Source organism: Streptomyces angustmyceticus, assembly GCF_040701845.1.
Lineage (GTDB): Bacteria > Actinomycetota > Actinomycetes > Streptomycetales > Streptomycetaceae > Streptomyces > Streptomyces angustmyceticus_A.
In genome coordinates this window covers 23,306-47,956 of record NZ_JBFBHQ010000033.1, presented here as the reverse complement: position 1 = coordinate 47,956, position 24,651 = coordinate 23,306, and the positions used below count along the sequence as shown (strand labels likewise).

At 73.9% G+C, this 24,651-nt stretch carries 21 protein-coding genes and 1 tRNA gene; 13 read left to right on the top strand and 9 right to left on the bottom strand.

The features are described 5' to 3' along the window. Positions 1-33 precede the first annotated feature (33 nt). Positions 34-732, bottom strand: a complete 699-nt coding sequence (locus AB0411_RS35090; protein WP_366421291.1) for a histidine phosphatase family protein — start codon at positions 730-732, stop codon at positions 34-36. 59 nt (positions 733-791) lie between these two features. On the opposite strand from AB0411_RS35090, the gene corA reads away from it, so the two are divergent. Then, positions 792-1,784, top strand: a complete 993-nt coding sequence (gene corA, locus AB0411_RS35085; RefSeq protein ID WP_366421290.1) for a magnesium/cobalt transporter CorA — start codon at positions 792-794, stop codon at positions 1,782-1,784. A gap of 25 nt (positions 1,785-1,809) precedes the next feature. Here the strand turns inward: corA and AB0411_RS35080 are convergent, their stop codons facing one another. Together AB0411_RS35080 and AB0411_RS35075 are read right to left on the bottom strand one after the other, a co-directional pair. Continuing rightward, positions 1,810-2,598 carry a ferritin-like domain-containing protein gene (locus AB0411_RS35080; protein WP_366421289.1) on the bottom strand — a complete coding sequence of 263 codons (789 nt, stop codon included), beginning with the start codon at positions 2,596-2,598 and terminating at the stop codon, positions 1,810-1,812. Positions 2,599-2,915: 317 nt separating this feature from the next. Then, the gene (locus AB0411_RS35075; protein ID WP_366421288.1) at positions 2,916-3,971 is read right to left on the bottom strand and encodes an LLM class F420-dependent oxidoreductase; all 1,056 of its coding nucleotides are present in this window, start codon (positions 3,969-3,971) and stop codon (positions 2,916-2,918) included. Positions 3,972-4,098: 127 nt separating this feature from the next. On the opposite strand from AB0411_RS35075, the gene AB0411_RS35070 reads away from it, so the two are divergent. Both AB0411_RS35070 and AB0411_RS35065 read left to right on the top strand, forming a co-directional pair. Beyond that, positions 4,099-5,082, top strand: a complete 984-nt coding sequence (locus AB0411_RS35070; protein WP_366421287.1) for an aldo/keto reductase — start codon at positions 4,099-4,101, stop codon at positions 5,080-5,082. After that, entirely contained in the window at positions 5,079-7,625 is a 2,547-nt protein-coding gene (locus tag AB0411_RS35065; RefSeq protein ID WP_366421286.1) for a helix-hairpin-helix domain-containing protein, read from the top strand. The genes AB0411_RS35070 and AB0411_RS35065 overlap by 4 nt, the downstream gene beginning before the upstream one ends. A gap of 203 nt (positions 7,626-7,828) precedes the next feature. Here the strand turns inward: AB0411_RS35065 and AB0411_RS35060 are convergent, their stop codons facing one another. Next, positions 7,829-8,500: a hypothetical protein gene (locus AB0411_RS35060; protein WP_366421285.1), complete on the bottom strand. Its 672-nt coding sequence runs from the start codon at positions 8,498-8,500 to the stop codon at positions 7,829-7,831. Between the two features lie 47 nt (positions 8,501-8,547). Between AB0411_RS35060 and AB0411_RS35055 the strand changes: the two genes are divergently transcribed. Beyond that, the gene (locus AB0411_RS35055) at positions 8,548-8,736 is read left to right on the top strand and encodes a DUF5703 family protein (RefSeq protein ID WP_006607658.1); all 189 of its coding nucleotides are present in this window, start codon (positions 8,548-8,550) and stop codon (positions 8,734-8,736) included. Positions 8,737-8,821: 85 nt separating this feature from the next. On the opposite strand, the gene AB0411_RS35050 is transcribed toward AB0411_RS35055, so the two are convergent. From AB0411_RS35050 to AB0411_RS35040, 3 genes are all read right to left on the bottom strand, one after another. Continuing rightward, positions 8,822-9,595: a chaplin gene (locus tag AB0411_RS35050; RefSeq protein ID WP_366421284.1), complete on the bottom strand. Its 774-nt coding sequence runs from the start codon at positions 9,593-9,595 to the stop codon at positions 8,822-8,824. 170 nt (positions 9,596-9,765) lie between these two features. Continuing rightward, positions 9,766-9,999: a chaplin gene (locus tag AB0411_RS35045; RefSeq protein WP_129297185.1), complete on the bottom strand. Its 234-nt coding sequence runs from the start codon at positions 9,997-9,999 to the stop codon at positions 9,766-9,768. Between the two features lie 143 nt (positions 10,000-10,142). Then, complete coding sequence (locus AB0411_RS35040; RefSeq protein WP_366421283.1) at positions 10,143-11,468, bottom strand: M20/M25/M40 family metallo-hydrolase; 1,326 nt, start codon at positions 11,466-11,468, stop codon at positions 10,143-10,145. 307 nt (positions 11,469-11,775) lie between these two features. On the opposite strand from AB0411_RS35040, the gene AB0411_RS35035 reads away from it, so the two are divergent. The 9 genes from AB0411_RS35035 (at position 11,776) to AB0411_RS34995 (ending at position 21,021) form a co-directional block, all read left to right on the top strand. Continuing rightward, a tRNA-Leu gene (locus AB0411_RS35035) sits at positions 11,776-11,860 on the top strand. 175 nt (positions 11,861-12,035) lie between these two features. Continuing rightward, positions 12,036-12,977 carry a pseudouridine synthase gene (locus AB0411_RS35030; protein ID WP_366421282.1) on the top strand — a complete coding sequence of 314 codons (942 nt, stop codon included), beginning with the start codon at positions 12,036-12,038 and terminating at the stop codon, positions 12,975-12,977. A 75-nt stretch (positions 12,978-13,052) separates the two neighbouring features. Further along, positions 13,053-13,454, top strand: coding sequence for an effector-associated constant component EACC1 (locus AB0411_RS35025; RefSeq protein WP_366421281.1), 402 nt, complete (start codon positions 13,053-13,055; stop codon positions 13,452-13,454). Positions 13,455-13,458: 4 nt separating this feature from the next. Further along, entirely contained in the window at positions 13,459-14,982 is a 1,524-nt protein-coding gene (locus AB0411_RS35020; RefSeq protein WP_366421280.1) for a caspase, EACC1-associated type, read from the top strand. Between the two features lie 16 nt (positions 14,983-14,998). Beyond that, the gene (locus AB0411_RS35015; RefSeq protein WP_366421279.1) at positions 14,999-17,539 is read left to right on the top strand and encodes a hypothetical protein; all 2,541 of its coding nucleotides are present in this window, start codon (positions 14,999-15,001) and stop codon (positions 17,537-17,539) included. A gap of 3 nt (positions 17,540-17,542) precedes the next feature. After that, positions 17,543-18,907, top strand: a complete 1,365-nt coding sequence (locus tag AB0411_RS35010; RefSeq protein ID WP_366421278.1) for a hypothetical protein — start codon at positions 17,543-17,545, stop codon at positions 18,905-18,907. A gap of 76 nt (positions 18,908-18,983) precedes the next feature. Beyond that, complete coding sequence (locus AB0411_RS35005; protein ID WP_366421277.1) at positions 18,984-19,739, top strand: Bax inhibitor-1/YccA family protein; 756 nt, start codon at positions 18,984-18,986, stop codon at positions 19,737-19,739. 143 nt (positions 19,740-19,882) lie between these two features. Further along, positions 19,883-20,557 carry an HAD family hydrolase gene (locus AB0411_RS35000; RefSeq protein ID WP_366421276.1) on the top strand — a complete coding sequence of 225 codons (675 nt, stop codon included), beginning with the start codon at positions 19,883-19,885 and terminating at the stop codon, positions 20,555-20,557. Positions 20,558-20,601: 44 nt separating this feature from the next. After that, positions 20,602-21,021 carry an NUDIX domain-containing protein gene (locus tag AB0411_RS34995; protein WP_366421275.1) on the top strand — a complete coding sequence of 140 codons (420 nt, stop codon included), beginning with the start codon at positions 20,602-20,604 and terminating at the stop codon, positions 21,019-21,021. Positions 21,022-21,152: 131 nt separating this feature from the next. Here AB0411_RS34995 and AB0411_RS34990 read toward each other — a convergent pair whose 3' ends face one another. Continuing rightward, the gene (locus AB0411_RS34990; protein ID WP_366421309.1) at positions 21,153-22,772 is read right to left on the bottom strand and encodes an ABC-F family ATP-binding cassette domain-containing protein; all 1,620 of its coding nucleotides are present in this window, start codon (positions 22,770-22,772) and stop codon (positions 21,153-21,155) included. 352 nt (positions 22,773-23,124) lie between these two features. Beyond that, positions 23,125-24,546, bottom strand: a complete 1,422-nt coding sequence (locus AB0411_RS34985) for a cytochrome P450 (RefSeq protein ID WP_366421274.1) — start codon at positions 24,544-24,546, stop codon at positions 23,125-23,127. Positions 24,547-24,651: the final 105 nt, after the last annotated feature.

Here is a 24,651-nt window from a genome sequence, read left to right as displayed (position 1 = left end):
AGCGCCGTCGCACCACCCTACTGCGCCGACTGATCACGCTGCTCCCGCACCACCGCCGACGGCCGCGTCCCGGTCGGCCGCCGCGCCGCCGCCGTCCTCCCGGGGCGCGAGGGACCCGAAGTCGCCGGTGTCCCCCAGCCGCACGAGGTAGGGGCGCAGCCGGGTGTAGCGGATGGCGGTGACCGAGCAGGGCTCGACGGAGATCCGCTGGAAGAGGTCGAGGTGCATGCCCAGTGCGTCGGCGACCAGGGCCTTGATGATGTCGCCGTGCGAGCACATGGCGTACACCGCCTCGGGGCCGTGCGCCTCCTCGATCCGGGCGTTCCACTCGCGCACCGCGTCCACGGCCCTGGCCTGCATGGCGCGCATCGACTCGCCGCCGGGGAAGGCGGCCGCGGACGGGTGCTGCTGGACGACCTCCATCAGCGGCTCGTCGGCCAGCTCGGCGAGTTTGCGGCCCGACCAGTCGCCGTAGTCGCATTCGCTGATCCGGTCCTCGACGTGCAGCGTGAGCCACGGCCGGACCTCCAGCAGCGGCGCCACGGTCTCCCGGCAGCGCTGCAGCGGGCTGGAGACGACGGCGGTCAGCGGCACCTGGGACAGCCGTGCGGGCAGCGCGGCGGCCTGGGCGCCACCGCGCTCGTCGAGGGCGACACCGGGGGCCCGCCCGGCGAGCACTCCGGCGGTGTTGGCGGTGGAGCGGCCGTGCCGCACCAGGATCAGCGTGGGCATGGGCGCCACCCTACGTTCCCGGCCCGTGTTCCTGGCAGGTGGCGGTGCGAGGAGCGAGAATGCCTGGTGTGATCGTGGACTGCGCCATCTACCGGGACGGCCGCCGCGCCGAGTGCGCGAGCGACTTCTCCCACGCGCTGGAGGAGGCACGGGCCGAGGGCGACGCCTTCCTGTGGCTGGGGCTGCACGAGCCGACGGAGCAGGAGTTCGACCTCGTCAGCAGCGAATTCGGGCTGCACCCGCTGGCCGTCGAGGACGCGCTCAAGGCGCATCAGCGGCCCAAGCTGGAGGTCTACGACGACTCGCTGTTCATGGTGCTGAAGCCGATCACCTACGACGACGCGGCCGCCACGGTGACCGCGTCGGAGGTGATGGTCTTCCTGGGCGAGGCGTTCGTGGTCACCGTCCGGCACGGCGAGGCCAGCCCGCTGGCGGCGGTGCGCCGGCGGCTGGAGGAGCACCCGGAGATCCTGCGGCACGGCCCCGGAGCGGTGCTGTACGCGGTCTGTGACGCCGTGGTCGACCACTACATCGACGTGGCCTCCGAACTCCAGCTGGATCTGGAGGAGTTGGAGGCGGAGGTGTTCGCGCCGGTGCGCCGGGACACCAAGAACACCGCGGCCGAGATCTACGCCTTCAAGCGCGAGGTGCTGGAGTTCCGGCGGGCGACCGGCCCCCTGTCCGCGCCGATGACCCTCCTGCAGAACCCCGGCGTGCCGTACGTCCACGACCACGCCCGGCCGTTCTTCCGCGACGTCGACGACCACCTCACCCGCGCCAACGAGTCGGTGGAGGGCCTGGACCGGCTGCTCTCGGACATTCTCGCCGCCCATCTGGCGCAGATGGGGGTGCGGCAGAACGACGACATGCGCAAGATCTCGGCCTGGGCGGCGCTGGCGGCCGTACCGACCCTGATCGCCGGCATCTACGGCATGAACTTCGCCGACATGCCGGAGCTGACGTGGTCCCTGGGCTACCCCACGGTCCTGGTGGCGATGGCCGTCATCGAGGTCTCGCTCTACCGGCTGTTCAAGCGCCGCGGCTGGCTGTGACCGGCGGCCGCGGGCCGCTGCGGGCTCAGGCGAACTCCGGCGCCGAGGCGGCCGGACCGTCCAGCGCGTTGCGGCGCTCGGGCATCCGGAGGCTGACCATCCGCCGCCAGCCGCCCAGCCGCTCGTAGCCGTACACCGCGCGGATCGCGGTGGTGAGCCCGCCGGACTTCGCCATCGGCCACTTCAGGATGCGGCCCATGTGGTCCATCACGGCCAGGCTGACGTCCCGGTAGACGACCAGCTCGGCACGGGCGCAGTCGTGCAGGATCCGCTGGATGGTCCGGCCGTGGCCGAGGCGGGCCAGCCGCAGCAGCTCCTCGTGGCAGTACGCCAGGTGGTTGGCCTCGTCGTGGGAGATGATCCGGATCGCCTTGCCGACCTCGGGGTGGTCGCCGAAGTACTTGGTGAGCATCACCATCTGGTCGGCGGCGCGCTGCTCGGTGACCCGGCTGTGGGAGAGGTAGGTGATGATGTCGAGCTCGGTGAGCGGCTCCTCGCGGCGCAGCTTGTCGTGCGCCAGGCCGATGCCCCGCCGCTCCAGCAGCGCGGTGTAGTCGGTCTCCTCGGGGACCGCGGCGGGCGTCAGGCCGCGCCGGCGCAGGAGGGCCTGGAAGATCCGGCCGTGCTTGTCCTCGTCGGCGCCGTGCCGGGCGACCTTGGGCGCCAGGTCGCGCAGCGAGGCCGGCATCAGCGCGGCGATCCGGCCGTTCTCCCAGCCGCCCTGGGCCTCGCCGCTGGCGGCGATGGAGCAGAACAGGCGGTAGGAGTCGTCGTTGTCGACGATCTCCTGGAACAGGCTTCGGGCCGAGAACATCTGCGCCACCTCCGAACGGACACACCCGTAAAGGAAAAGTCAAATGGGGTGTTCCATGAGGGGCAACCCGAGCAGCCGCCCCGTACGGCCGTTCGGGTGATGTCCGTCCTGGTGGCGGGCGTAACCCGGCTGTGCGTCGGCACGTTGTGCCGCGTGACGGCCGCGGCGGGGAAGATCCCCCGAGCCCCCGCCACGGCCGCGGACCCCGAACGGCCCGGCGCCGAGAGCGCCGGGCCGTTGCGCGCTTCCGGGGCGGACTCCGGTGCGCGTGTGCCGGTGTGGTGCGCCCCGGTGTGTGGTGCGCCGCCCCTCGCCGGCTACGCCAGCCCGGCCCGCTCCAGCGCCTCGGTGCCCGCCCGCAGCGACGCGAGGCGGTCCTCCAGGGTGAAGCCCGCCGGGGCCAGCGTCAGGGTGGTCACCCCGGCCGCCGCGTAGGCCTGCATCCGCTCGGAGATCCGCTCGACGGAACCGAGCAGCGTGGTCTGGTCGATCAGCCGCTCCGGGATGGCGGCGGCGGCACCGTCCTTGTCCCCGGACAGGTACTTGTCCTGGATCTCGGCGGCTTCCTTCTCGTAGCCCATCCGCTGCGCGAGCTGGTTGTAGAAGTTCTGCTTGCGGCTGCCCATCCCGCCCACGTACAGCGCGGTGTACGGGCGGAACATGTCGGCCAGCGCGCTGACGTCCTTGTCGGCGCCCACGGCCAGCGGCAGCGTCGGGCAGACGTCGAAGCCCTCCAGCGTCCTGCCCGCCTTCTCACGGCCGGCCCGCAGGTGCGTGATCGCGGTCTCCTCCAGGTGCTCGGCGGAGGGGAAGATCAGCAGCGCGCCGTCGGCGATCTCACCGGTCTGCGCCAGGTTCTTGGGGCCGATCGCGGCGATGTAGAGCGGGATGTGCTCGCGCTGCGGGTGGACGGTGAGCTTCAGCGGCTTGCCGGGGCCGCCGGGCAGCGGCAGCGTCCAGTGCTCGCCCTCGTAGGACAGCCGCTCGCGCGACATGGCCTTGCGGACGATGTCCACGTACTCGCGGGTGCGCGCCAGCGGCTTGTCGAACTTGACGCCGTACCAGCCCTCGGAGACCTGCGGCCCCGAGACGCCCAGGCCGAGCCGGAAGCGGCCGCCGGAGAGCGAGTCCAGGGTCGCGGCCGTCATCGCGGTCATCGCGGGCGTGCGCGCCGGGATCTGCAGGATGGCCGAGCCGATGTCGATGCGCTCGGTCTGGGCGGCTACCCAGGAGAGCACCGAGGGAGCGTCGGAGCCGTAGGCCTCGGCGGCCCAGCAGACGGAATACCCGAGGCGGTCGGCCTCCTGTGCCACCGCGAGATTGTCGGAGTCCATCCCGGCGCCCCAGTAGCCGAGGTTGATGCCAAGCCTCATGCCGCTCCCCTTACCGATCAGTAACGTCGCTGTTCCGGGGACTGTAGCGCGCGTCCCCGCCGGCCGTCATCGGCGGGTTGTCCACAGGTCCCCTGTTCCCGGCGCGCGGCCAGTAATCTCAAGGCCCATGGAGCAAAGGCACCTCGGCCGTACGGGCCTTCGCGTGTCCCGTCTCGGGCTCGGCACCCTGAACTGGGCCCGCGACACGGACGAGCAGGAAGCCGCCGACCAGCTCAAGGCGTTCTGGGAGGCCGGCGGCACGCTGGTGGACACCGCCGACATCTACGCCGACGGCGGCGCCGAGTACCTCCTGGGCCAGCTGACGGAAGGACTCGTTCCGCGCGAGGACCTGGTGATTGCCACCAAGGCCGGCAGCGTCCTGGCGGCGGACCGCCGGGCCGACGGCTCCCGGCGCCATCTCCTCGCCGCCCTGGACGCCTCCTTGGAGCGGCTGGGCACGGAGTACGTCGACCTGTGGCAGCTGCACGCCTTCGATCCGCACACGCCGCTGGAGGAGACCCTGCACGCCCTCGATCTGGCCGTCACCAGCGGCCGGGCGCGCTATGTGGGGCTGTCGAACTTCTCCGGCTGGCAGCTCGCCAAGGCGGGCACCTGGCAGCTCGCGGCGCCCGGTGTGCGCAACCGGCTGGCGAGCGCACAAATGGAGTACTCCTTGCTCCAGCGCGGCGTCGAGCGGGAGGTGCTGCCCGCGGCCCTCGACCTCGGCATCGGGCTGCTGCCGTCGTCGCCGCTCGGACGGGGCGTGCTCACCGGGAAGTACCGCCATGCGACACCGGCCGACTCGCGCGGCGCCTCGGAGCATCTGGCGCCGTTCGTCGCGCCGTATCTCGACGAGACGGCGGGCCGGGTCGTCGAGGCGGTCACCACCGCCGCCGACGGACTGGCCGTCACCCCCCTGCAGGTCGCGCTCTCCTGGGTCCGCGACCGCCCCGGAGTGACCGCGCCGATCCTGGGCGCCCGCACGGAAGCGCAGCTCAGAGCCGCATTGTCAGTGGAGACCCTTAGTCTTCCTGACGAGATCCGCCGGGCGCTGGACGATGTGTCGGCTCCGGTGCACCACTACCCCGATCACGACTGGAGCACGCTGTGAGTACCGACCGCCTCGCCGGCGAGACCCCGCCCGAGCAGGAGGCCGCGCCCGGGACTGCGGATGCCCAGACACCCGATGACACCGCGGCGCCGGAGGATGCCCCGTCGCAGGGCACGGACGCGGCGGCCCCGGAGGACGCCGGGGCAGCGACGGGCGAGGACGCGCCGGTGAGCGACCCGGCGCCCGCGGCCTCCGGCTCGGAGGCCGGGACGCCGGACGCCGGTGCGGCGCAGGAGACCCCGGCGCCGCCGTCGCCGTCGCCGTCGCCGTCACCGTCGGCCAAGGCGACCGCGGATGCGCTGGCCGCCGCGGTCCGGGCCGTGGAGAGCGGCGAGCGCGCGGCCGCTTCGTTCTTCAACGACGCCCCGCGCCCCGCCCGGCAGGCCCCGCCCGCCGCCCGGCCCGCCGAGGCGGGCCCCGCCACCGGCAACCGCTCCCCGCAGGGCACGCCCCCGGCCCCCGCCCCCCGGACCGCCGGGCCGCACCCCGCCCACGAGACCGACGGCCCGGCCCGTCCCCCCGTCAACGGCAGCACCGCCCCCGCCGGAACACCGGCCCCGGCCGCCCCGGCTCCTGCCCCCCGCCCCGCCGCGGCCCCCGGGATCGAGGGCGTACGGCAGGTCCTGGCGGCGGGCGGCGCCCCGGAGGCGCTGGCGGAGCCGGCCGCCGAGGTGCTCGGCGAGCGGGCGGCCGAGGCGCTGGGCGAGGACCCCTGGCAGCTGCTCGGCGTGCCCGGGGTGCGCCCCGAGCAGGCCGACACCTTCGCGCGGGCGCTGCTCGGCCCCGCCTGCGGGCCGGGCGACGAGCGGCGCGCACAGGCACTGGTCGGCTGGCTGCTGGAGCAGGCCGCCGTCGCGGGACACTCCGCTCTGGAGGCCGGCGCGCTGCGCGCCGCGCTCGCCCAGCGCGCGGTGCCCGACCCCGATGACGCCCTGCAGTCCGCGATCGCGGACGGTGCCGTGCTGGTCTTCCAGGACGCGATCGAGGAACCGGGCCGGGCGCGCCCCGCCACCGGCGACGACGAGGAGGCCGAGCAGCCGGTCCGGATCCTGCTCGGCCTGGACCGGTACGCGATGGCCGAGGAGAGCGTCGCCGACGGTCTGGCCCGGCTGCTCAACACCTTCGAAGCGGTGGCGGAACCGCCGCAGGACACCGCGGCGGACGGCGGCGGCGCGGCCGCCGCGGAGCCGTCGGAGGCCGGCGCCGCCCCGGCGCCGGCCGCGGAGAACGCCGCCCCGGACGCCGGAACCACCGGAGCGACCGCCGGTGCCGACGACACCGCCCCCCGGCCCGTACGCCCCTCCGCCGCCGCCTGGGAGGCCGCGGCGGCCGCCGCGCCATCGCCGTCGGCCGCGGAGCTCATCCGCGCCGCCGCACACAGCGGCCTGGTGGCGCACACCGGCGCCGAGGCGGCCCGCGCCGAGCCGGCCGCGCTGCTCACCGCGGCCCGCGCGCTGGGGCTGCGGGCGTTCGGCGCCACGCACACCGAGAACGGCCGCCGGCGCCTGGCCGCAGACCTCGCCCGGAGCGCTCCGGACGCCGCCGACGGGTCCGTGGACCCGGGCGCGGCCGCGGTGACCGTGGCCGGCCTGCTGTCCGGGCGGCAGGGCCCGGGGCGCGACGCCGACGGCGCCCTCGCGCTCGACCTGCTGGTCGTGCTGGACGCCCCGCAGCTGGATCTGGAGACCGCCGCGCTGCTCGTCGAGTCGCTGACCGACGGGACCCGCCTGGTGCTCAGCGGCGACCCCGGCGTGCTGTGGTCCGCCGGCCCCGGCCGGCTGTTCGCCGATCTGCTCGCGGCCCGCTTCTGCCCGCAGGTCGCCTCCCGCACCCCGGACTTCGGCCCGATCGGCGAGCTGGTGTCCGGCATCGGCATCGGCGAGCTGAGCCAGGTCGAGGCGCCCGGCAAGGAGGTGGTGATCGTCCCCGTGCGGGACCCCGGCGAGGCGGTGCACCGCACCGTCCAGCTGGTCGCCGACTCCGTGCCCCGTGCGCTGGGGGTCCCCGCCGAGCAGACCCAGGTCCTCACGGTCGGCCACGGCGGCGCGGCCGGCACCCGCGCGCTGAACGCCGCCCTCAAGGAGCGGCTCAACCCCGGACCCGGCCGGTTCGGCGGCTTCGACGCCGGTGACCGCGTGGCCTACGCCCCGGCCCCCGGCCGCACGGTCCCGGGCACGGTCACCGGCGCGGACGCGTCCGGCCTGCACCTCGACTGCGACGGCACCGCGGCCGTGGTGCCCCGCGAGCAGGTCGCTGCGGGGGCCGTACGCCACGGCTGGGCGCTCACCGCGCACCAGGCGGCCGGGACGCGCTGGCCCGCCGCGGTGGTCGTCCTGCCCGGGGACGCCGCCGGCGGGCTGACCCGCGCCTGGGTCTACACCGCCTTCAGCCGCGGCGAGCGGCATCTGTCGGTCGTCCAGGGGGTCGACCAGGCCCTTGCGCGCGCGGTCACCGAGGTGCCCGTCAAGGAACGCACCACCCGCCTGCGCACCCTCCTGCGGAACAGCGTGCAGGACGCCGAGGAGCCGTCGGCGGACAACTGACCGGCCGCACGCCGCCTCCCGGCTCCCGGCTCCCGGCTCCCGGCTCCCGGCTCCCGGCACAGGCGTCCCACTGCCGCTGCCCCGGTCCGTCAGCAGCTTCCTGCTGACGGACCGGGGCAGCGGTGTCCACGGGTCGGGTGCGACGCCTCCGGGGCGGCGCACGCCCGGGCACAGGCCCGGCGGGGCGCCTCCCCGGGACGGTCTCACCTCTCGTGGTCGAGCGGCTCCAAGTCGTCGTCGCCCAGTTCCTCGTCGAAGACCGCGCTGACGTCGAAGCGGCACACCACCCGCTGGGGGTCCGCCTGGTCGAACGGCGCGGACAGCCACTCCCCCGGCTCGGCCGGATCGTCGGCGGCCGCCACCCACAGGGTGGAGTCGCCCTCCTCCAGCCCGAACTCCTTGTGCCGGGAGGCGATCTCGTCCGGCTCGAACTCCCCGAAGAGCACACCGAGCGCCGCATGCACGCTGGTGCCGACGACCGCGGCGGCATCGGCGCCGGCGCCCGCCGCCTCGTCGGCGGCGTCCGGGTCCAGATCGGCGATGCGCTGGGCCTGGTGCAGCAGCCGCTGCGGTTCGGCGACGGTGTAGTCGCGCCGGATCAGGACGCTCAGCGCACTCGGCTCGTCCGGGCCCGCGTAGGCGGGCAGGGCATCGTTCCCGGGGATCTCGAAGGGGGTGACCTCGTCGTAGGTGTCGTAGAGCAGCTCGTCATAGACCTCAGCGGCCGCGGCGAGCTCGTCGAACGCGGCGTAGACGGCCGGATCATCCTGCCCCGAGCGGCGTTCGACCGCGTCGAGGTGACGGTCCAGCGCGGCTTTGACCGCCTCGGCGGCGGCACGTACCTCGGCAGCGGAAGGCTGCGCAGCATCAGACATAGTGCAGACGCTATCCGTACCGGGGCCGGTCCCGCACAATAGATGCGATGCCGGAATACGAATTCTGCGATGTGTACGTGCCTCGGGGAGTGTCCCGGAAGGCCGCCACACGCCTGCTGACCGACCATGCCGAGTACGGACACTGGGAGTTGGACCGACTGCGCCTGAACCCGGACGGGAGCCGCAAGGTGCGGCTGCGCCGTCGGATCATCCGCCAGCTCCGCGCCACATGGTGAGCGCCGCCGGCGCCTGAACACGGCAGAGCGGGCCCCGCTCGGCAGGGCCCGCTCCATGGAGCGCCAGTGCGCTATCTCGTGCTGCTCACCGGCGAGCGGCGCGCGCCTTGCGGTAGATCAAGGCGCCCCCGAGCAGCAGCCCGGCACTGGCCGGAATCGCGTAGCCGACTCCACCGGCACCCGTCTGCGCGAGGTGCCCGACCGGCTTGGGAGGCGTCACGATCTTGCTGTGACCGCCGGTCTGCGGCTTCGCCGGGGTGTGCGGCATCTGCTGACTGGGCTTGCCCGGGTGGTGGGGCTTCCCCGGGTGCTCCGGCTTGCCCGGGTGATGCGGCTTACCCGGGTGGTGGGGCTTACCCGGGTGGTGCGGCTTGCCCGGGTGGTGCGGCCTGGCCGGGACCGAGGCCCCATTGGCGCAGTGGTTGCCGAAGGCCGGGTTCAGCAGCCCGGCGGCCGAGACGTTGTTGCCGCAGGCGTTCACCGGTACGTCGACCGGAGCCTGGACATTGTTGCCCGACACGACACCGGGCGAGTTCGTCGCACCGCCGGCGGCGTTCGCACCACCCTGGTGTCCGCCCTGGTGTCCACCCTGGTGGACACCACCCTGGTGCCGGCCGACGTCATTGGCGCAGCGGTTGCCGAACGCGGGGTTCAGCAGCCCGACGACATTGACGGTGTTGCCGCAGGCGTTCACCGGGACGTGGACCGGTACCTGGACGTTGTTGCCGGATCCCACGCCGGGCGAGTTCGCCGCGCCTCCGGCGGCTCCCGCGTCGGCCTGTGCATAGCCGGCGGCCATGGCGAGTACGCCACTGGCGGCCGCCATGGTGATCAGGCCCTTTCGTGCGACCTGTCTCATAGGTTGTTCCCCTGCCTAGTGCCTTACAGGAATACGGGCAAGTGGTGATCTTCGGAAAGATCCACCGGCCCGTCGAATACCCAGCGGCTCCGGAATGCGTGGTGCCTTCCGGAGCCGGACCGAGTCAGACCCTTACGGATGCAAATACAACGCCAAAGGACGCCAGAAGGTCACTTGTTGACGCAGCCCGCGCCGAACGCGGGGTTCAGCAGCCCGATCACGGAGACCGTGTTGCCGCAGGCGTTCACCGGAACGTGTACCGGCACCTGGATGGTGTTGCCGGAGACCACACCAGGAGAGTTCAGCGCAGCGCCCTGGGCACCCGAGTCGGCAACGGCCAGGCCCGCACCGGCGAGCACGACACCACCGGCAACTGCCGCAGCAGCGACGACCTTCTTGATCATTATTCCTCCTTGTAGGCAAGTACGATCCCAGCCGCGGACCGCACTCACTGCAACGAGAAAAATGCTGTTGAAGCTACGAACACATCGGCGTGTTCACCCTTTTCAGCGAAGCCGGCGCGAAAGGCAGGAAATCCGCGCCGAATTCAGCTTTGGTCGATGAACCGATCGAGCACCCGCACCCCGAACTTCAGCCCGTCCACCGGCACCCGCTCGTCCACGCCATGGAACATTCCTGCGAAATCCAGCTCCGGCGGCAGCTTCAGCGGAGCGAAGCCGAATCCGCGGATCCCGAGATCGTCGAAGGACTTGGCGTCCGTGCCGGCGGAGAGCATGTACGGCACGGCGCGCGCGATGGGGTCCTCGGCCTGCAGCGCCGACTGCATCGCCTCGACCAGCGCACCGTCGAACGTGGTCTCCAGCGCCTTGTCCGCGTGGACGTCCTCCCGCTTGACCCGCGGCCCCAGGATCCGGTCCAGGTCGGCCAGGAACTCCTCCTCGTGGCCGGGCAGGAAACGGCCGTCGACATGGGCGGTGGCCTGGCCCGGGATGACGTTGACCTTGTAACCCGCTCCCAGCTGCGTCGGGTTGGCGGTGTTCTTGAGCGAGGCGCCGATCAGCTTGGCGATGCCGCCGAGCTTGGCCAGGGTGGCGTCCATGTCCTCGGGGTCGAGCTCGGTGCCCAGCGCGTCCCCGAGCTGGTCGAGGAAGGAGCGCAGCGTCTTGGTCACCCGCACCGGGAACTCGTGACGGCCCAACCGGCCGACCGCCTCGGACAGTTCGGTGATGGCGTTGTCCTTGTGGATCATCGATCCGTGACCGGCGTTGCCGTCCACGGTCAGCTTCATCCAGTGCATGCCCTTCTGGGCCGTCTCGATGAGGTAGAGCCGCACCTTCTCGTTGACGGTGAAGGAGAAGCCGCCGACCTCGCTGATCGCCTCCGTGACGCCCTCGAAGAGGTGCGGGTGGTGGTCGACGAGATAGCGCGCGCCGTAGGTGCCGCCCGCCTCCTCGTCCGCGAGGAACGCCAGCACGATGTCGCGCGGCGGCTTGCGGCCGGTGCGCAGCCGGTCACGGACGACGGCCAGCGTCATCGCGTCCATGTCCTTCATGTCGACCGCGCCCCGTCCCCAGAGGCAGCCGTCGGCGATCTCGCCGGAGAACGGGTGGTGGGTCCAGTCGTCGGCGTTGGCCGGCACGACGTCGGTGTGCCCGTGGATGAGCAGCCCGGGCCGCGAGCGGTCCTCGCCCTCGATCCGGGCGACCGTCGAGGCGCGGCCCTTGTGGGACTCGAAGATCTGCGGCTCGAGGCCCACCTCGGCGAGCTTCTCCGCGACGTACTCGGCGGCGGCCCGCTCCCCCGGGCCCGAGTGGTCGCCGTAGTTGCTGGTGTCCATCCTGATCAGATCCCGGCAGAGGTCGACCACCTCGTCCTCACCGGTGACCGTGCGGGCCGACTGCGGCTCACTCATGCCGAAACCTCGCTTCGCCCGGCCCCGCATGCGCGGGGCTCCCACCTCTCCATGGATCGCTCGCGGAGCTGACTCACGGTGCCTCCTCTGGCTTCACGGCCGCGTCGCGCGCCCCGGCGAGCGCGGCCCGCGGCGGGGTCCACCGCCATCCTCCACCCGCCGCCCGCCGGACCCAAGGCCGCAATACTCCGGACATGCCCTGGTCACAGCGCCGCATCAGGCCGAATGCCGGGGTGATCGACCACCCGCGAACGTTTGCTATTGTTTTCCACGTCGGAACGGCGCAGGCCGCTCCGGCAGACACCTGGTCCGGGTGGCGGAATGGCAGACGCGCTAGCTTGAGGTGCTAGTGCCCTTTATCGGGCGTGGGGGTTCAAGTCCCCCCTCGGACACATCGTGCACGAAGGTGCCGGCCGATCCTCGGCCGGCACCTTCTGCGTTTCCCGGCGCGGGCCGGAACGGCCCGGTCACGGCTGCGGGTGGTCCGCGTCCGCAGCACCCCACAGGGGCCGGGGGCCGTCCCGGGCCGGCGTTGCGTTGCGGGTCCGGCTGGGGTTCCCTTGCCGGGTGAGACGCAGATCCCCGGTTCCGCCCGCCCCGCTCCCCCAGCGTGACGGCATCGATCCCGTACGGGTGCGGCTGCCCGCCGATCCGGACGGGGCGTGGGGGACCGTCCGGGAGCATCTGGTCCACCGGTTCCAGGGGGCGATCGGGGCGCAGCGGGTGGACGCGATGCTGGGCGCGGGGCGGTTCGTCGGGGCCGGCGGGGCGCTGAGCGGCGCGGAGCCGTACGAGCCCGGGCGGTACGTCTGGTTCCACCGGGACTTCGCGCCGGAGACGCCGGTGCCGTTCGCGGTGCGGATCGTGCACCGCGACGAGCGGATCGTGGTCGCCGACAAGCCGCACTTCCTCGCCACGACGCCGCGCGGGCGGCACATCACCGAGACCGCGCTGGCCCGGCTGCGGCGCGATCTGGCACTGCCCGCGCTGCAGCCCGCGCACCGGCTGGACCGGCTGACGGCGGGGCTGGCGCTGTTCGTGGTGCGGCCCGGGGACCGGGGCGCGTACCAGGGCCTGTTCGGCGGGCGGCGGGTGCGCAAGGAGTACGAGGCGGTGGCGCCGTACGACGGGACGGTGGCGCTGCCGGTGACCGTGCGCAGCCGGATCGTGAAGGAGCGCGGGGTGCTGGCCGCGCGCGAGGAGGCCGGCGCGGCCAACGCGGAGAGCCGGATCGAGCTGGTGGAGCGGCGGGGCGGGCTCGGGCGGTACCGGCTGCTGCCCACGACCGGGCGCACCCATCAGCTGCGGGTCCACATGAACGGTCTCGGGCTGCCGATCCTCCACGATCCGGTCTATCCGGTGGTCGGGGACCCGGAGCCGGACGACTTCACCGCCCCGCTCCAACTGCTGGCGAAGGTATTGGAGTTCACCGATCCGGTGGACGGCAGGACGCGGCGGTTCGAGAGCGGGCGGCGGCTGGCGGCGTGGGACCCGGACCCGATGGAGTGATCGGGGGACCCGGAGGCGGGGCGCCGCCTATTCTGGCGCTCTGACGGGGTTCCACGGACGGCGGCGGGGGCGGCGGTGCGCGTACGGATCGGGGTCGAGGGGGACGCGGGGACCGGGGAGGCGGCGCAGTCGCTGTACCGGTGGCTGAGCGGTGATGCCGAGGTGCTGGCCGCGGCCGGGCTGTCGCCGGTGCGGCGGGCCGGGGCGCCGGGGCCCATGGGGCCGGTGCTGGAGGCCGTCGAGGCGGTGTTCGACAGCGGGGTGCAGCTGGCCTCGCTGGTGGTGGCGGTGGCGAGCTGGCGCAGCACCCGGCCGCGCGCGGAGCGCGTCCACATCGAACGCGCGGGTGTCAGGGTGACGGTCGACGGCGGGGATCCGGAGGCCGTGGCGCGGGTGCTGCGGGCGCTGTCCGCACAGGACGCCCCGGAGGCCGGAGACGGCGCGGCGCCGGCGGACCGGCCCGGCCGGGAGGGCTAGCGCGTTGGCCGGAGCGCTGTCCGACCCGTCCCGCTCGCGCGCCGTCCTGATCGGTACGCATGCGTACACGGAGCTGGACGACATCCCGGCGGTGGCGAACAACCTCGGCCGGCTGCGGGAGCTGCTGACCGATCCGGCGGTCTGGGGGCTGGCGGACGGGCGGTGCGACGTCCTGCGGCAGCCGTCCCGGCAGACGGTCCTGGACACGGTGTACGACGCCGCCGCGGAGGCGGCCGACACGATGGTGCTGTATTACGCCGGTCATGGCCTGGTCCACCCGCAGTCGGGCGAGCTCCACCTCGCGCTGCCCGGTTCGCACCCGGACCGGCCGTACACCGCGCTGCGCTACGAGGAGCTGCGGTCGATCCTGCTCTCCCCGGCGGGCGGGCGCCCCTCGGCCCGGCGCAAGGTGGTCGTCCTGGACTGCTGCTGGAGCGGTCTGGCGCTGGGCGGTCTGATGCACGGCGGGAGCCCGGTGCCGGGGGTCGCCGTGGAGGGTGCGTGCGTGCTGACCGCCACCGCGGCGACGCGGCAGGCGCTGGCCCCGCCGGGCGAGACGTACACCGCGTTCACCGGTGAGCTGATCCGGCTCCTCGACGCCGGAGTGCCGGGGCGGGGCGGCCTGCTGAGCATGTCGGCGCTCTTCGACGAGCTGACGGTGGCGCTGCAGGCGAAGTCCCGGCCGCTGCCGCAGCAGAGCAACCGCAATTCGGCGGGGCGGATCTGCCTGTTCCGCAACCGCGCGGTGGTCGCGGGCCCGCCGCCGGCCGGGGTGGACCGGCCGGCGCGGCCCGCGGCGCCCCCGGCGGACGGGAGCGGCGCGGAGGCCGGGCCGCGCGCGGTGCCGGTGCCGCCCGCGCCGGGGCCGCCGGGGCCGCCGGGGCCTTCGCCGGACGGTGAACGGGAGTCCGAATGGCCGGAGTTGGTCCCCGTCACCCTCTCCGGGACGCGGACGGTGCGGCTGGGCCGGTATCCGGTGACGCATGCGCAGTTCCGTGCCTTCCTCCGTGATCCGGCGAACGCGCCGTGGCGTCCGGCGGCCGCGCGGGCGGCGGGCCGGTACGTGGACGGCAACTACCTGGCGGGCTGGGACGGGGTGGACTTCCCGCCGGGGCGCGGCGGCCATCCGGTGGTCGCGGTGAGCTTTCCCGCGGCCCGGGCCTACGCGGCCTGGGCGGGCCGCCGGCTGGGCCTGCCGCTGCGGCTGCCGGCCGCGGCGGAGTGGGCGCTCGCGGCCCGGGCCGGGCGGAGCGGGGAGTGGTGGCGCGAGGACATCGCGGCGGGCCGGGTCAACTTCCGCGGAAGTCATGCCGAGTTGGCGCCGATCGGGGAATTCCCACCGAACCCGTACGACATCGGCGATCTGCTCGGTAACGTCTGGGACATCTGCGTGGACGACACGGGTGCGCCGGTGCTGCGCGGTGGGGCCTTCGACACGCCCGCGGCGCGGCTGCGCGAGGAGCTGTCACCACGGTCACCGGTCGAGTGCCGGGGGAACGTCGGATTCCGGTGCGCCGGCGACAGGTGACGACGAGAGGAGACCCATGCGGGGGGACGCCGTCGACGAGGTGCTCAAGCGGTTGCCGTACAGCTGGACCGCGGACGAGGCCGGGCTGGTCGGGCAGCGGTTCCGGGAGAGCCGGCCGGCCGCGCCGAAGCTCCTGGTGAAGAAGTTGTGGCAGTACTGGCTGCGGATGTCCCCGGACGAGCCGCTGTTCGGCGACACCGAGGACGACCTCGCGCTGCTGCTGCACGCCCGCGCGCTGGGGCTGGAGGAGGTCCCCGGCGGCGGTCCCGGCCCGGAGGACGGTCCGATCGCGCGGTGCGCCCGGCGGGCCGCGGAGGCGGCGGAGTGCGAGCCGCTGTTCCCCGCGCCGCCGGCCTGGGGGCCGAAGGCCGCGCTGGCGCCGCAGGTGCGCGCGGCGCTCGCCTCGTCGCTGCTGCGGGCGTGGGTGGCGGGGGACGAACAGGGCCCGGTGGAAGTGCTGGTGGTCGGCGAGGGCATCCCGGAGATCCGGCAGCAGGTGGTGCAGGCGGCGCTGACGACGTGTCTGCGGGTCAACGGCCTGAGCGACCCGGACAGCGGGGACTTCGTCGGGGACCACATCGGCGTCGGGCTGATCCGGGTGACGGCCGGGCTGTCCGGCCCCCAGGCCCAGGCCGACATCCCGTCGGTGTTCCGGGCGCCGTCGGTGACGGTGGCGGACGGCGCGGCGTCGACGGCCCGCGGCGCGCTGCGCGACTTCGTCGGGCTGCTGCGGTCGCTGGCGGACGAGACCAGCCTGGTGGAGGTCGCGGATGTCGCGTACCCGGACCTGGTGGCGTACGCACAGGGACTGCGGGCGCTGGCGGACCGGGCGGCGGGCGAGCCGGACCGGGCGTTCCTCCGGGCCCCGCGCGCCGAGGACGGCGGGCCGGTGTCCCTCCAGCCGTATCTGCGGACCGTGCGGGGGCACGGGGCGAGCCTGGGGGTGGAGTTCAGCCCGGACCTGTTCACCACGGATGCCTATCTGCGGGTCGAGCAGGCCCACCAGCGGGTGTTGTCGCAGCGGCTGACCATGGACGCACGGCTGCGCCTGGACCAGCTGGAGACGGAGATCGAGCAGCTGACCGCCGACCTGGAGGCCTTCCAGCGGGCGAACACCGCGGAGCGGCGGGCGCTGTGGCCGGCGACGGTGCTGCTGGTGGAGCGCTTCGACGAGCCGACCGGCCGGACCATCCGGCTCACCGAGCCCGAGGAGCGCGAGACCGAGCAGTACTACAAGGCCAACGTCCCGCAGCTGATCTCGATGCGGGAGAAGTGGGCGCGGCGGATGGGCGAGCTGGTCGAGCAGCTGGAGACGGCGGTGCACCGGCCGCACGCGCCGGCGCGGCAGGTGGCCGCCGGACGGTTCCTCGACGCCGCCCTGCGGGACGTCGTCCCGGACGAGAGCCCCGCCACCGAACGCGCCTTCCGCGCCTGGTGCAAGGAGGTCACGCCGATGCTCCGGTTCGAGTGGCGGTGCGCGCTGCGCCGGCACGGCATCGCGCCGCCGGACGTGTTCACCGCGCACTCGGTGCTGATCAGCCGCTATCTGCCGCCGGCCGGCGAGGACCCGGCGCTGTTGTTCAGCCACCCGTACACGCTGGTGGACCCCGCCCGGTCCGCGGTGCTCGCCGACGCCGAGCGGGCCGTGATGGTGGTGCGCGACGCCACCGACCACGCCGCCCCGGCACCGGCCCCGGACGAGGCCGCCGGGCCGACCGCGGCGGCGCTCTGGGACGGCCTCGCCGCGCTGGCCGAACAGCCCCGGGTCGAGGAGGAGTTCGGCCGCCGGTTCCTGGAGGCGCTGCGGGCGCAGCCGGAGGGGATCGCCCGCCGGATGATCGAGGCGCTCCAGCCGGCCGGGCCCACCGCCGCCGAGGCGGACGCGATCGAGGTGGCGCTGCGGACCGCCGAACGGCACACCTCGCTCGGCGAGGGGATGGACCGGGCGCTGATGGCGATGCGCAACGAGGCGTTCCTGACCGCCCGGGAGTGCCTGGACGACATCCGTACCGCGCCGCAGTGGCAGGCCCGCGTCTGGCTGCTGCGGGCGGTCGTGGAGTGCCGGGCGGCCCGGCTGGACTCCCGTGAGATCCCCGGGCTGCTCGGCCATCAGATGCCCGGGCTGCCCGACGCGGCGCTGCGGGCGCTGGACGAGGCGGGCAGCGCGGACGAGGAGTTCACCCGCGCCTGGCTGGACGCCCTGCCGGAGGCGGGGCTCGACAAGGGCATCCGGCGGCTGTTCCAGGGCCTGCCGCGGGCGCGGGCGGGCTGCACCGGCGATCCGCTGAACAAGGTGGGCGCGGAGCGGGAGTACGCGGTGTGGCTCTTCCGGCGCGCGGTGGAGAACGCCCGGCTGGCCCGGCAGCTGGACGAGTCCGGCGAGGAGCTGGCCGAGCACCAGGAGGCCGTCGACGCGGCACTGGCCAAGCTGGGCCGGGCGCTGGAGGAGATTCTGCTGGGGCCGTACGTCGGGGGTTCGCGGGGCGCGGCCGAGGAGCTCTTCGAGGTCCTCTCCGGGCAGGAACCGCCGCGCTACGGCCGGGTGGCGGGGAGGTAGGGCATGGACAACGAGCTGTACGTCGTGTGGATGGTGCGGACCTCGGACCGCGCGAGGGCGGCGGCGGAGAAGGCGCTGGGGAACTTCGCCGCCCAGGATCTGCTGCACCGCATCGACCGGTTCGGTGCGGCCGAGGGCCGGCTGGCGGAGCTGGCCGCCCGTATCCGGGCCGCCTTCACCCCGCCCGAACTGCCGGCCGTGTTCACCGGACGGCATCTGCACCTGCTGGTCGGGCCCGCCGCCCAGCCGCTGCTGGCGGAGCTGCTCGGGTGCCCGGAGTCCGATGTGTTCGCCACGCTCTTCGACGCGCATCAGCTCGCGCAGGCGCTGCGCGAGACGGGGCCGCACCAGGACGGCATCGACGACGCCGAGTTGCTGCTGCTGGCGCTGCTGGCCCGGCTCCCCCGGCTCGCCGCCCGGCACGGCCTGGAGTCCCGTGACTGGGGCGGCTTCGTCGAGGACCGGGCCTGGCTGACCCCGTACGCGAGGGACCGGCTGACCGAGCTGGCCCGGCGGCGCGAGTGGCCGGCCGACGCGGCCCCCACCCAGATCCTCGCGGGCCTGCTGGAGGGCGTCGGCGGTCGCACGGACGCCGACGGGGCGGCGCAGTTCGACGCGCTGGCGCTGATCGAGCTGCGCCGGCGGATCGGTCTGCTCGGCGAGCAGTTGCGCGGGGACGCGCGGGAGCACGCGGAGGAGGCCGCGCGGCTGGCGCCCGACCTCACCAGCGTCAGCCGGCTGCCCGCCTGGCTGGAGCTGTACGAACAGCAGGCGGTGGCCATGGGGATGCGGCGGCTGTTCACCGGCTCGGTGACGGTCGGCGAGCAGCTCGCGGGCCTGCACAGCCAACCGCCGCCGGAGACCGGCAGACCGAAGCCCGACGAGTATCTGCAGGTCATCAACGAGGTCCGCTACGGCTTCCTCAAGCGGCGGATGTCGTTCGACGTCGCCTGCGAGGTGGAGGGCAAGCCGCACCCCGTGGTCGTGCTGCGCTGCCGGGGCGTGACGCCGGAGCAGTATCCGGCCGTCCGGGACACCGTCCACCGGCTGCGCGGCAGTGATCTCTCCGCGCAGGGCGAGGGTCTGGGCGAGCGACTGCTCAACACCGCGGTGCCGCAGCGTCTGGGCCTGCCGGGCCGGCTGCGGTCCGCGCTGCGCGACCACAGCGCAGAGGCGGTCCAGTGCGTGGTGCTGACCGGCATCAGCCGGCCGGTCACGGTGCCGGCACCGTGGTGCGACCATCTGCGCACGGCGCTGCCCTACGCCCCGCCGTCCGGCGCGGACAGCGTGTTTCCGGCGGTGCCGGAGGTGACGGCGGCGCTGCGGGCGAGCGTGCCGGGGTCGCGGCGAGTGGTCGAGGTGGAGTGAGGAATTCCCCGAATTTCCCAACTATGCTGGGACAACGAAGAGTTGTGCACCTCACTCGATCCCTCCGGGAGGGCCGGTGCCCACGACGAGCAACCCCGCGATCCGTAACCTGCTGACCCTGGACGGTGCGGTCGCGCCGGCCGCACCGGGCGCGTCCGGTGCGGCCCCGGCAGCGGCCGACCGACCGATCACCCTCGACGACATCGTCGTCAAGACCCTGGCCGTGCTGGGTGTCCTCGTGGTGAGCGCCTTCCTCGCGGTCTTCCTGGACGTCGGTTTCCTGGCCCTGCCCGCGGTGCTCGCCGGCCTGGGCCTGGGGCTCCACCTGTCCTTGCGGCCGCGGCCGGGCGCCCCTCTGGTGCTGCTGTACGCGGCGGCCCAGGGGATCGTGCTCGGCGAGGCGACGCGGTTCTTCGACGCGCTGGCGCCGGGGGTCGGCACCCAGGCCGTCATCGGCACCGGCTGCATCTTCGCCGGGATGCTCGCGGCCTACCGCACACGGCTGGTCCGGGTCAGTGCGAAGGCGACCCGCTGGGCGGTCGGGACGGCCTGCGGGCTGCTGGTGCTGTTCCTGGCGGACCTGGTCGCGTCGTGGGGGTTCGGGGCGGACCTCGGGCTGCGGGACGGCGGCGGCCCGGCGATCGTCGTCAGCCTGCTGGCGATCGCCGCCGCGTCCTACTTCCTCCTGGTGGGGTTCGAGTCCGCCGACCGCTTCTTGCAGTCCGGCGCCTCGCACCGGTGGGCCTGGTATGTCGCGTTCGGCCTGGTGATGACCCTGGTCTGGCTCTACCTGGAGGTCCTGCGGCTGCTGTCGTACCTCCGCTGGTGGTGAGGCGGGCCGAGCCCCTCCCCCACGGCCGGTGACCGCTCCCCCGCGGCCGGGCTCGCCCTTCCCGCGGAATTTCCGGTGCGGAAGGCCGCCTGGCGTGCCTAAGGTGCGCCGGTCGGTGGAGTGGAAGAGGGGCTGGCGAACGAATGCTGATCTTCGATGCGGACGACACGTTGTGGGAGAACAACGTGGTCTTCGAGCGGGTCATCGACGAGTTCGTGGAGTGGATGGTCCGCCCCGGACTCGACCGGGCCGCGGTGCGGGCCGTGCTCGACGGGATCGAGGCGGCGAACGCGCCGACCCTCGGATACGGCAGCAAGGTGTTCCTGCACAGCCTCGGGGAGTGCGTGGCGCGCCTGCGGGGCCGGGCCGCGACGGCCGAGGAGTCGGCGCGGATCGCCGGATGGGCCGCGGCCTTCGACCGGGACGGGGTGGAGCTGCTCCCCGGGGTCGCGGAGACCCTGGCCGAGCTGGCCCGGCGGCACGACCTGTTGCTGCTGACGAAGGGCGACACCGAGGAGCAGCGGCGGAAGGTGACGGCCTCCGGGCTGAGCGGCCACTTCCGCGGTGTCCACATCGTGGCGGAGAAGAACACCGCCGCCTACGAGGAGCTGATCCGCACCTATGACCTGGACGCGGCCTCGGCGTGGATGATCGGCAACTCCCCGAAGTCGGACATCCTGCCCGCCCGTTCGGCCGGTCTGAACGCGGTGTTCATCCCGCACGACCACACCTGGGTCCTGGAGCACGACGAACTCGATCCCGCCGACGAGAAGGTGCTGCGGCTGTCGGCGTTCGGTGACCTGCTGCGGCACTTCTGAGAGGGGCGGACGACATGACGGTGGCGGGGCCCAAAGTGTCCTGTGTGTTCGTGTGCCACGACGGCGCGGGGCGGGTGCTGCTGGCCCGGCGGAGCGCGGGGGCCCGGGACGAGCCGGGGACCTGGGACTGCGGCGCGGGGGCGCTGGAGTTCGGCGAGTCCTTCGAGACGGCCGTGGCACGGGAGGTGTACGAGGAGTACGGGGTACGGCCGCTCGGCATCGAGCAGATCGGGGTGCGCAATGTGCTGCGCGGTGACCCGGTCGACTCGCACTGGGTCGCGGTGGTCTTCGCCGTACGGGTGGCGCCGGACGCGGTGACGCTCGGCGAGCCGCACAAGTTCGACGCCCTCGCCTGGTTCGCTCCCGCGGCGCTGCCGGTGCCGCTGCATTCGCAGTGCGGGCGGACCCTGGAGCTGTTCGGCACGGGGGCCGGAGCCCCGCGGCTTCCCCGGCCGCGGAGCTGACGCGGGGCGGGGGCCGCCGTCGCGGGTGGCGGGGCGGCGGCCGTCGCGGGTGGCGGGGCGGCGGCCGTCGCGGGTGGCGGGGCGGCGGCCGTCGCGGGTGGCGGGGCGGGGGATGCCCCCGCCCCGTCCGTCTACAGCGGTGCGATGTCGGTCAGTTCACCGTCCTCCAGGGCGAGCCACCGGGTGATGCCGAGGTCCCGGAGGAACGTCAGGTCGTGGCTGACGACGAGGAGCGCGCCCTCGTAGGACTCCAGGGCCGTGACGAGCCGGCGGACCGAGGCGAGGTCGAGGTTGTTGGTCGGCTCGTCGAGCATCAGCAGCTGCGGGGCCGGCTCGGCCAGCATCAGTGCGGCGAGCGAGGCGCGGAAGCGTTCGCCGCCGGAGAGCGTGCCGGCCTGCTGGTCGGCACGGGCGCCCTTGAACAGGAAGCGGGCGAGCCGGGCGCGGATGTGGTTGTTGGTGGCGTCCGGGGCGAAGCGGGCGACGTTCTCGGCCACGGTCAGCGCCGGGTCGAGGACGTCCAGCCGCTGGGGCAGGAAGCGGTGGGGGACATGGGTTTCCGCCGTGCCCTCCCGCGGCGGGATCTCGCCGGCGACGGTCCGCAGCAGGGTGGTCTTGCCGGAACCGTTGCGGCCGGTCAGCGCGATGCGTTCGGGGCCGCGCACGTCCAGCTCGGCCGAGGCGCCGTAACGGGTGCGCAGGGCGCGCAGGGTGAGGACCGTGCGGCCCGGCGGGACGGCGGTGTGCGGCAGGTCGATACGGATCTCGTCGTCGTCCCGGACCGCCTCGGCCGCCTCGTCGAGGCGCTCTTCGGCCTCCTTGAGGCGTTCGGTGTGCAGGATGCGGTGCTTGCCCGCGGAGACCTGGGCGTCCCTCTTGCGCTCGTTCATGACGATCTTCGGCTCGCGCTTGGTGGCGTTCATCTTGTTGCCGTAGCGGACCCGGCGGGCCAACTTGACGTGGGCGTCGGCGAGTTCGCGCTTCTGGCGCTGGACGTCGGCCTCGGCGGCCCGCACCGTCCGCTCGGCCGCCTCCTGTTCGACGGCCAGGGCGTGTTCGTAGGCGCTGAAGTTGCCGCCGTACCAGTGGATCCGCCCGTCGCGGAGGTCGGCGATCCGGTCGACGAGGTCGAGGAGTTCACGGTCGTGGCTGACCACGACGAGCACCCCGGACCAGCCGGTGACCGCGGCGTGGAGCCGCTCCCGGGCCGGCCGGTCGAGGTTGTTGGTGGGCTCGTCGAGCAGCAGGACGTCCGGCCGGCGCAGCATCAGGGCCGCCAGCCGCAGCAGGACGGACTCGCCGCCGGATACCTCGCCGAGGGTGCGGTCGAGGTCGAGGCCGGGCAGTCCGAGCTGGTCGAGGGTGGCGCGGGCGCGCTCCTCGACGTCCCAGTCGTCGCCGATGGCGGTGAAGTGCTCCTCGCTCGCGTCGCCGCCCTCGATGGCGTGCAGGGCGGCGCGCGCCGCGGCGATGCCGAGCGCCTCGTCGACCCGCAGCCCGGTGTCGAGCGGGGCGTGCTGCGGGAGGTAGCCGACCTCGCCGGCGACCTTGATGCTTCCCGCGGTCGGCGTCAGCTCGCCCGCGATCAGCTTCAACAGGGTGGACTTTCCGGCTCCGTTGAGGCCGACGAGGCCGGTGCGGCCGGGGCCGACGGCCAGCGGGAGGTCTTCCAGGACGGGCCTGCCGTCGGGCCAGGCGAAGCCGAGGCCGGTGCAGACGATGGCCGCGGAGGACGCGGAGGCGGGGGACATGGACACAGGGGTCTCCTTGGGCGCAAGAAAGGTGGGGTGTGCGCTGGGAGACACCGCGTCATCGGAACGCCGGTGTGCGTCGGGTACGCCGTAGGTACGCCGAGGTCGCGGACGGGCCGCGCGAGGCATGATCCGCCGCTCCGGATTCCGGGAGCGCAGGGCGGATCACCGTCGCGGGCGCGGTGTCTCGGGACCTCAGACGAGCAACGGCCTTCTCCGATCGGCGGCAATGGGACGCGATCGACGATACGGGGGACGCCGCGGAAACGCAAACGCTATTTTCGTTGCGTTTGTGTTTCCCGCGCGCGGTGCGGTGTCCCCGTCCCGCCGCGCGGTGCGGCGTCCCCGGGTGCTATCCGGCGGCTCCGTGCCGCGGGCGCAGGCGCACCCGGGCCGGGCCGGTCGCCTGGAGGGTGATCCCGGCGGCGACCGGCACCTCCTCGTCCACGGCGTCGAGTTCGTACGCCCGCAGCAGCGTCGCCAGCGCCAGCACGGACTCCAGCATCGAGAAGTGCTGCCCGATGCAGGCACGCGGCCCGCCGCCGAACGGGAACCAGGCGTAGCGGTGCCGCTCCGCCTCCCGCTCGGGCGCGAAGCGCCGCGGATCGAAGCGTTCCGGGTCCTCCCACAGCTCCGGGCTGCGGTGGGTGACCCAGGGCGCGACGACCACATCGGCGCCCGCCGGGATGCGGTATCCGCCGATCTCCGTGGCGGCCACGGCCCGGCGGCTGACGACCGGCGCCGCCGGGTACAGCCGCATGGACTCCTTGAGCGCCTGCGTCAGATACGGCAGACGGTCCAGGTCGGCGGCCGTCGAAGTGCCCTCGCCCAGCACCCGGTCGACCTCCTCGCGGACCCGCGTCTGCTCCTCGGGGTGCCGGGCGAGGAGGTGGAGGGTGAAGGCCAGGGAGGTCGCGGTGGTCTCGTGCCCCGCCAGCAGGAAGATCAGGACCTGTTCGCGGACCTCGGTCGCGTCCAGGGAGCCGTCCTCGTCGTTGCCGGCCGCGGCCAGCAGGGACAGCAGGTCGTCGCCCTCGTCCGCCGTCGCTCCGGCCGTCCCCCGCGCCGCCCGACGGTCCTCGATGATGCGGTCGCACAGCGCGTTCAGCTCGTCGGTGGCCGCCCGGGCCCGCAGGTTCCCCGGGGTGGGCCACTCGCGGGGGATCTTCACGGGGGCGTAGGCGCGCCGTACGACATAGGCGTTGATGACCGGGGCGCACCGGTGGAAGGCGTCCTCGGCCGCCGCCGCGTCGAGGCCGAACAGGATCCGGGCGACGGTGCGCAGCGCCAGCCGGTTCATCTCGGGGACCAGGTCGACGGTGCTCCCCTCCGCGGTGCGCCAGCGGTCCGCGAGGGCGCCGGCCTCGGTCGTGATGGCCGCCGCGTAGCTGTCGACCCGGCGCTTGGTGAACAGCGGCTGCACCAGCCGCCGTTGCCGGAGGTAGTCGGCGTCCTGGCTGGTCAGCAGGCCGTTGCCGAACGACTGCCGGACCTCTTCGTAGAGCGGGTGGTCCTTGCGGAAGTTGGCGGCCTGCGAGGCGAGGATCTGCTGTACGCCCTCGGGCGCGAAGACCGCGTGGAACACACTGCGCAGACCGGGCGGCCCGGCCTCCAGCCGCACCACGTCGCCGTGCGCGCGCCGGGCGTTCAGGAACGTGCCGAGGGAGTCGCGCCGCAGATCGAACATCGAGCCGAGCACGGGCAGACCGGCCGGGCCGGGTATCGCGGCCTCGGGTGCGGAACCGGGGTGGGGGTGGGACTCGGTTTGGGGCATGCCGGATGTCTATCCCGCGGGGCCGGGTTCCTAATCCGCAAGGGCGGGGGCGCTGCCGGGAGGGCGGGGTGCTCGCCCCGTGCCGGGCCGCTCCCCCGTACGCAC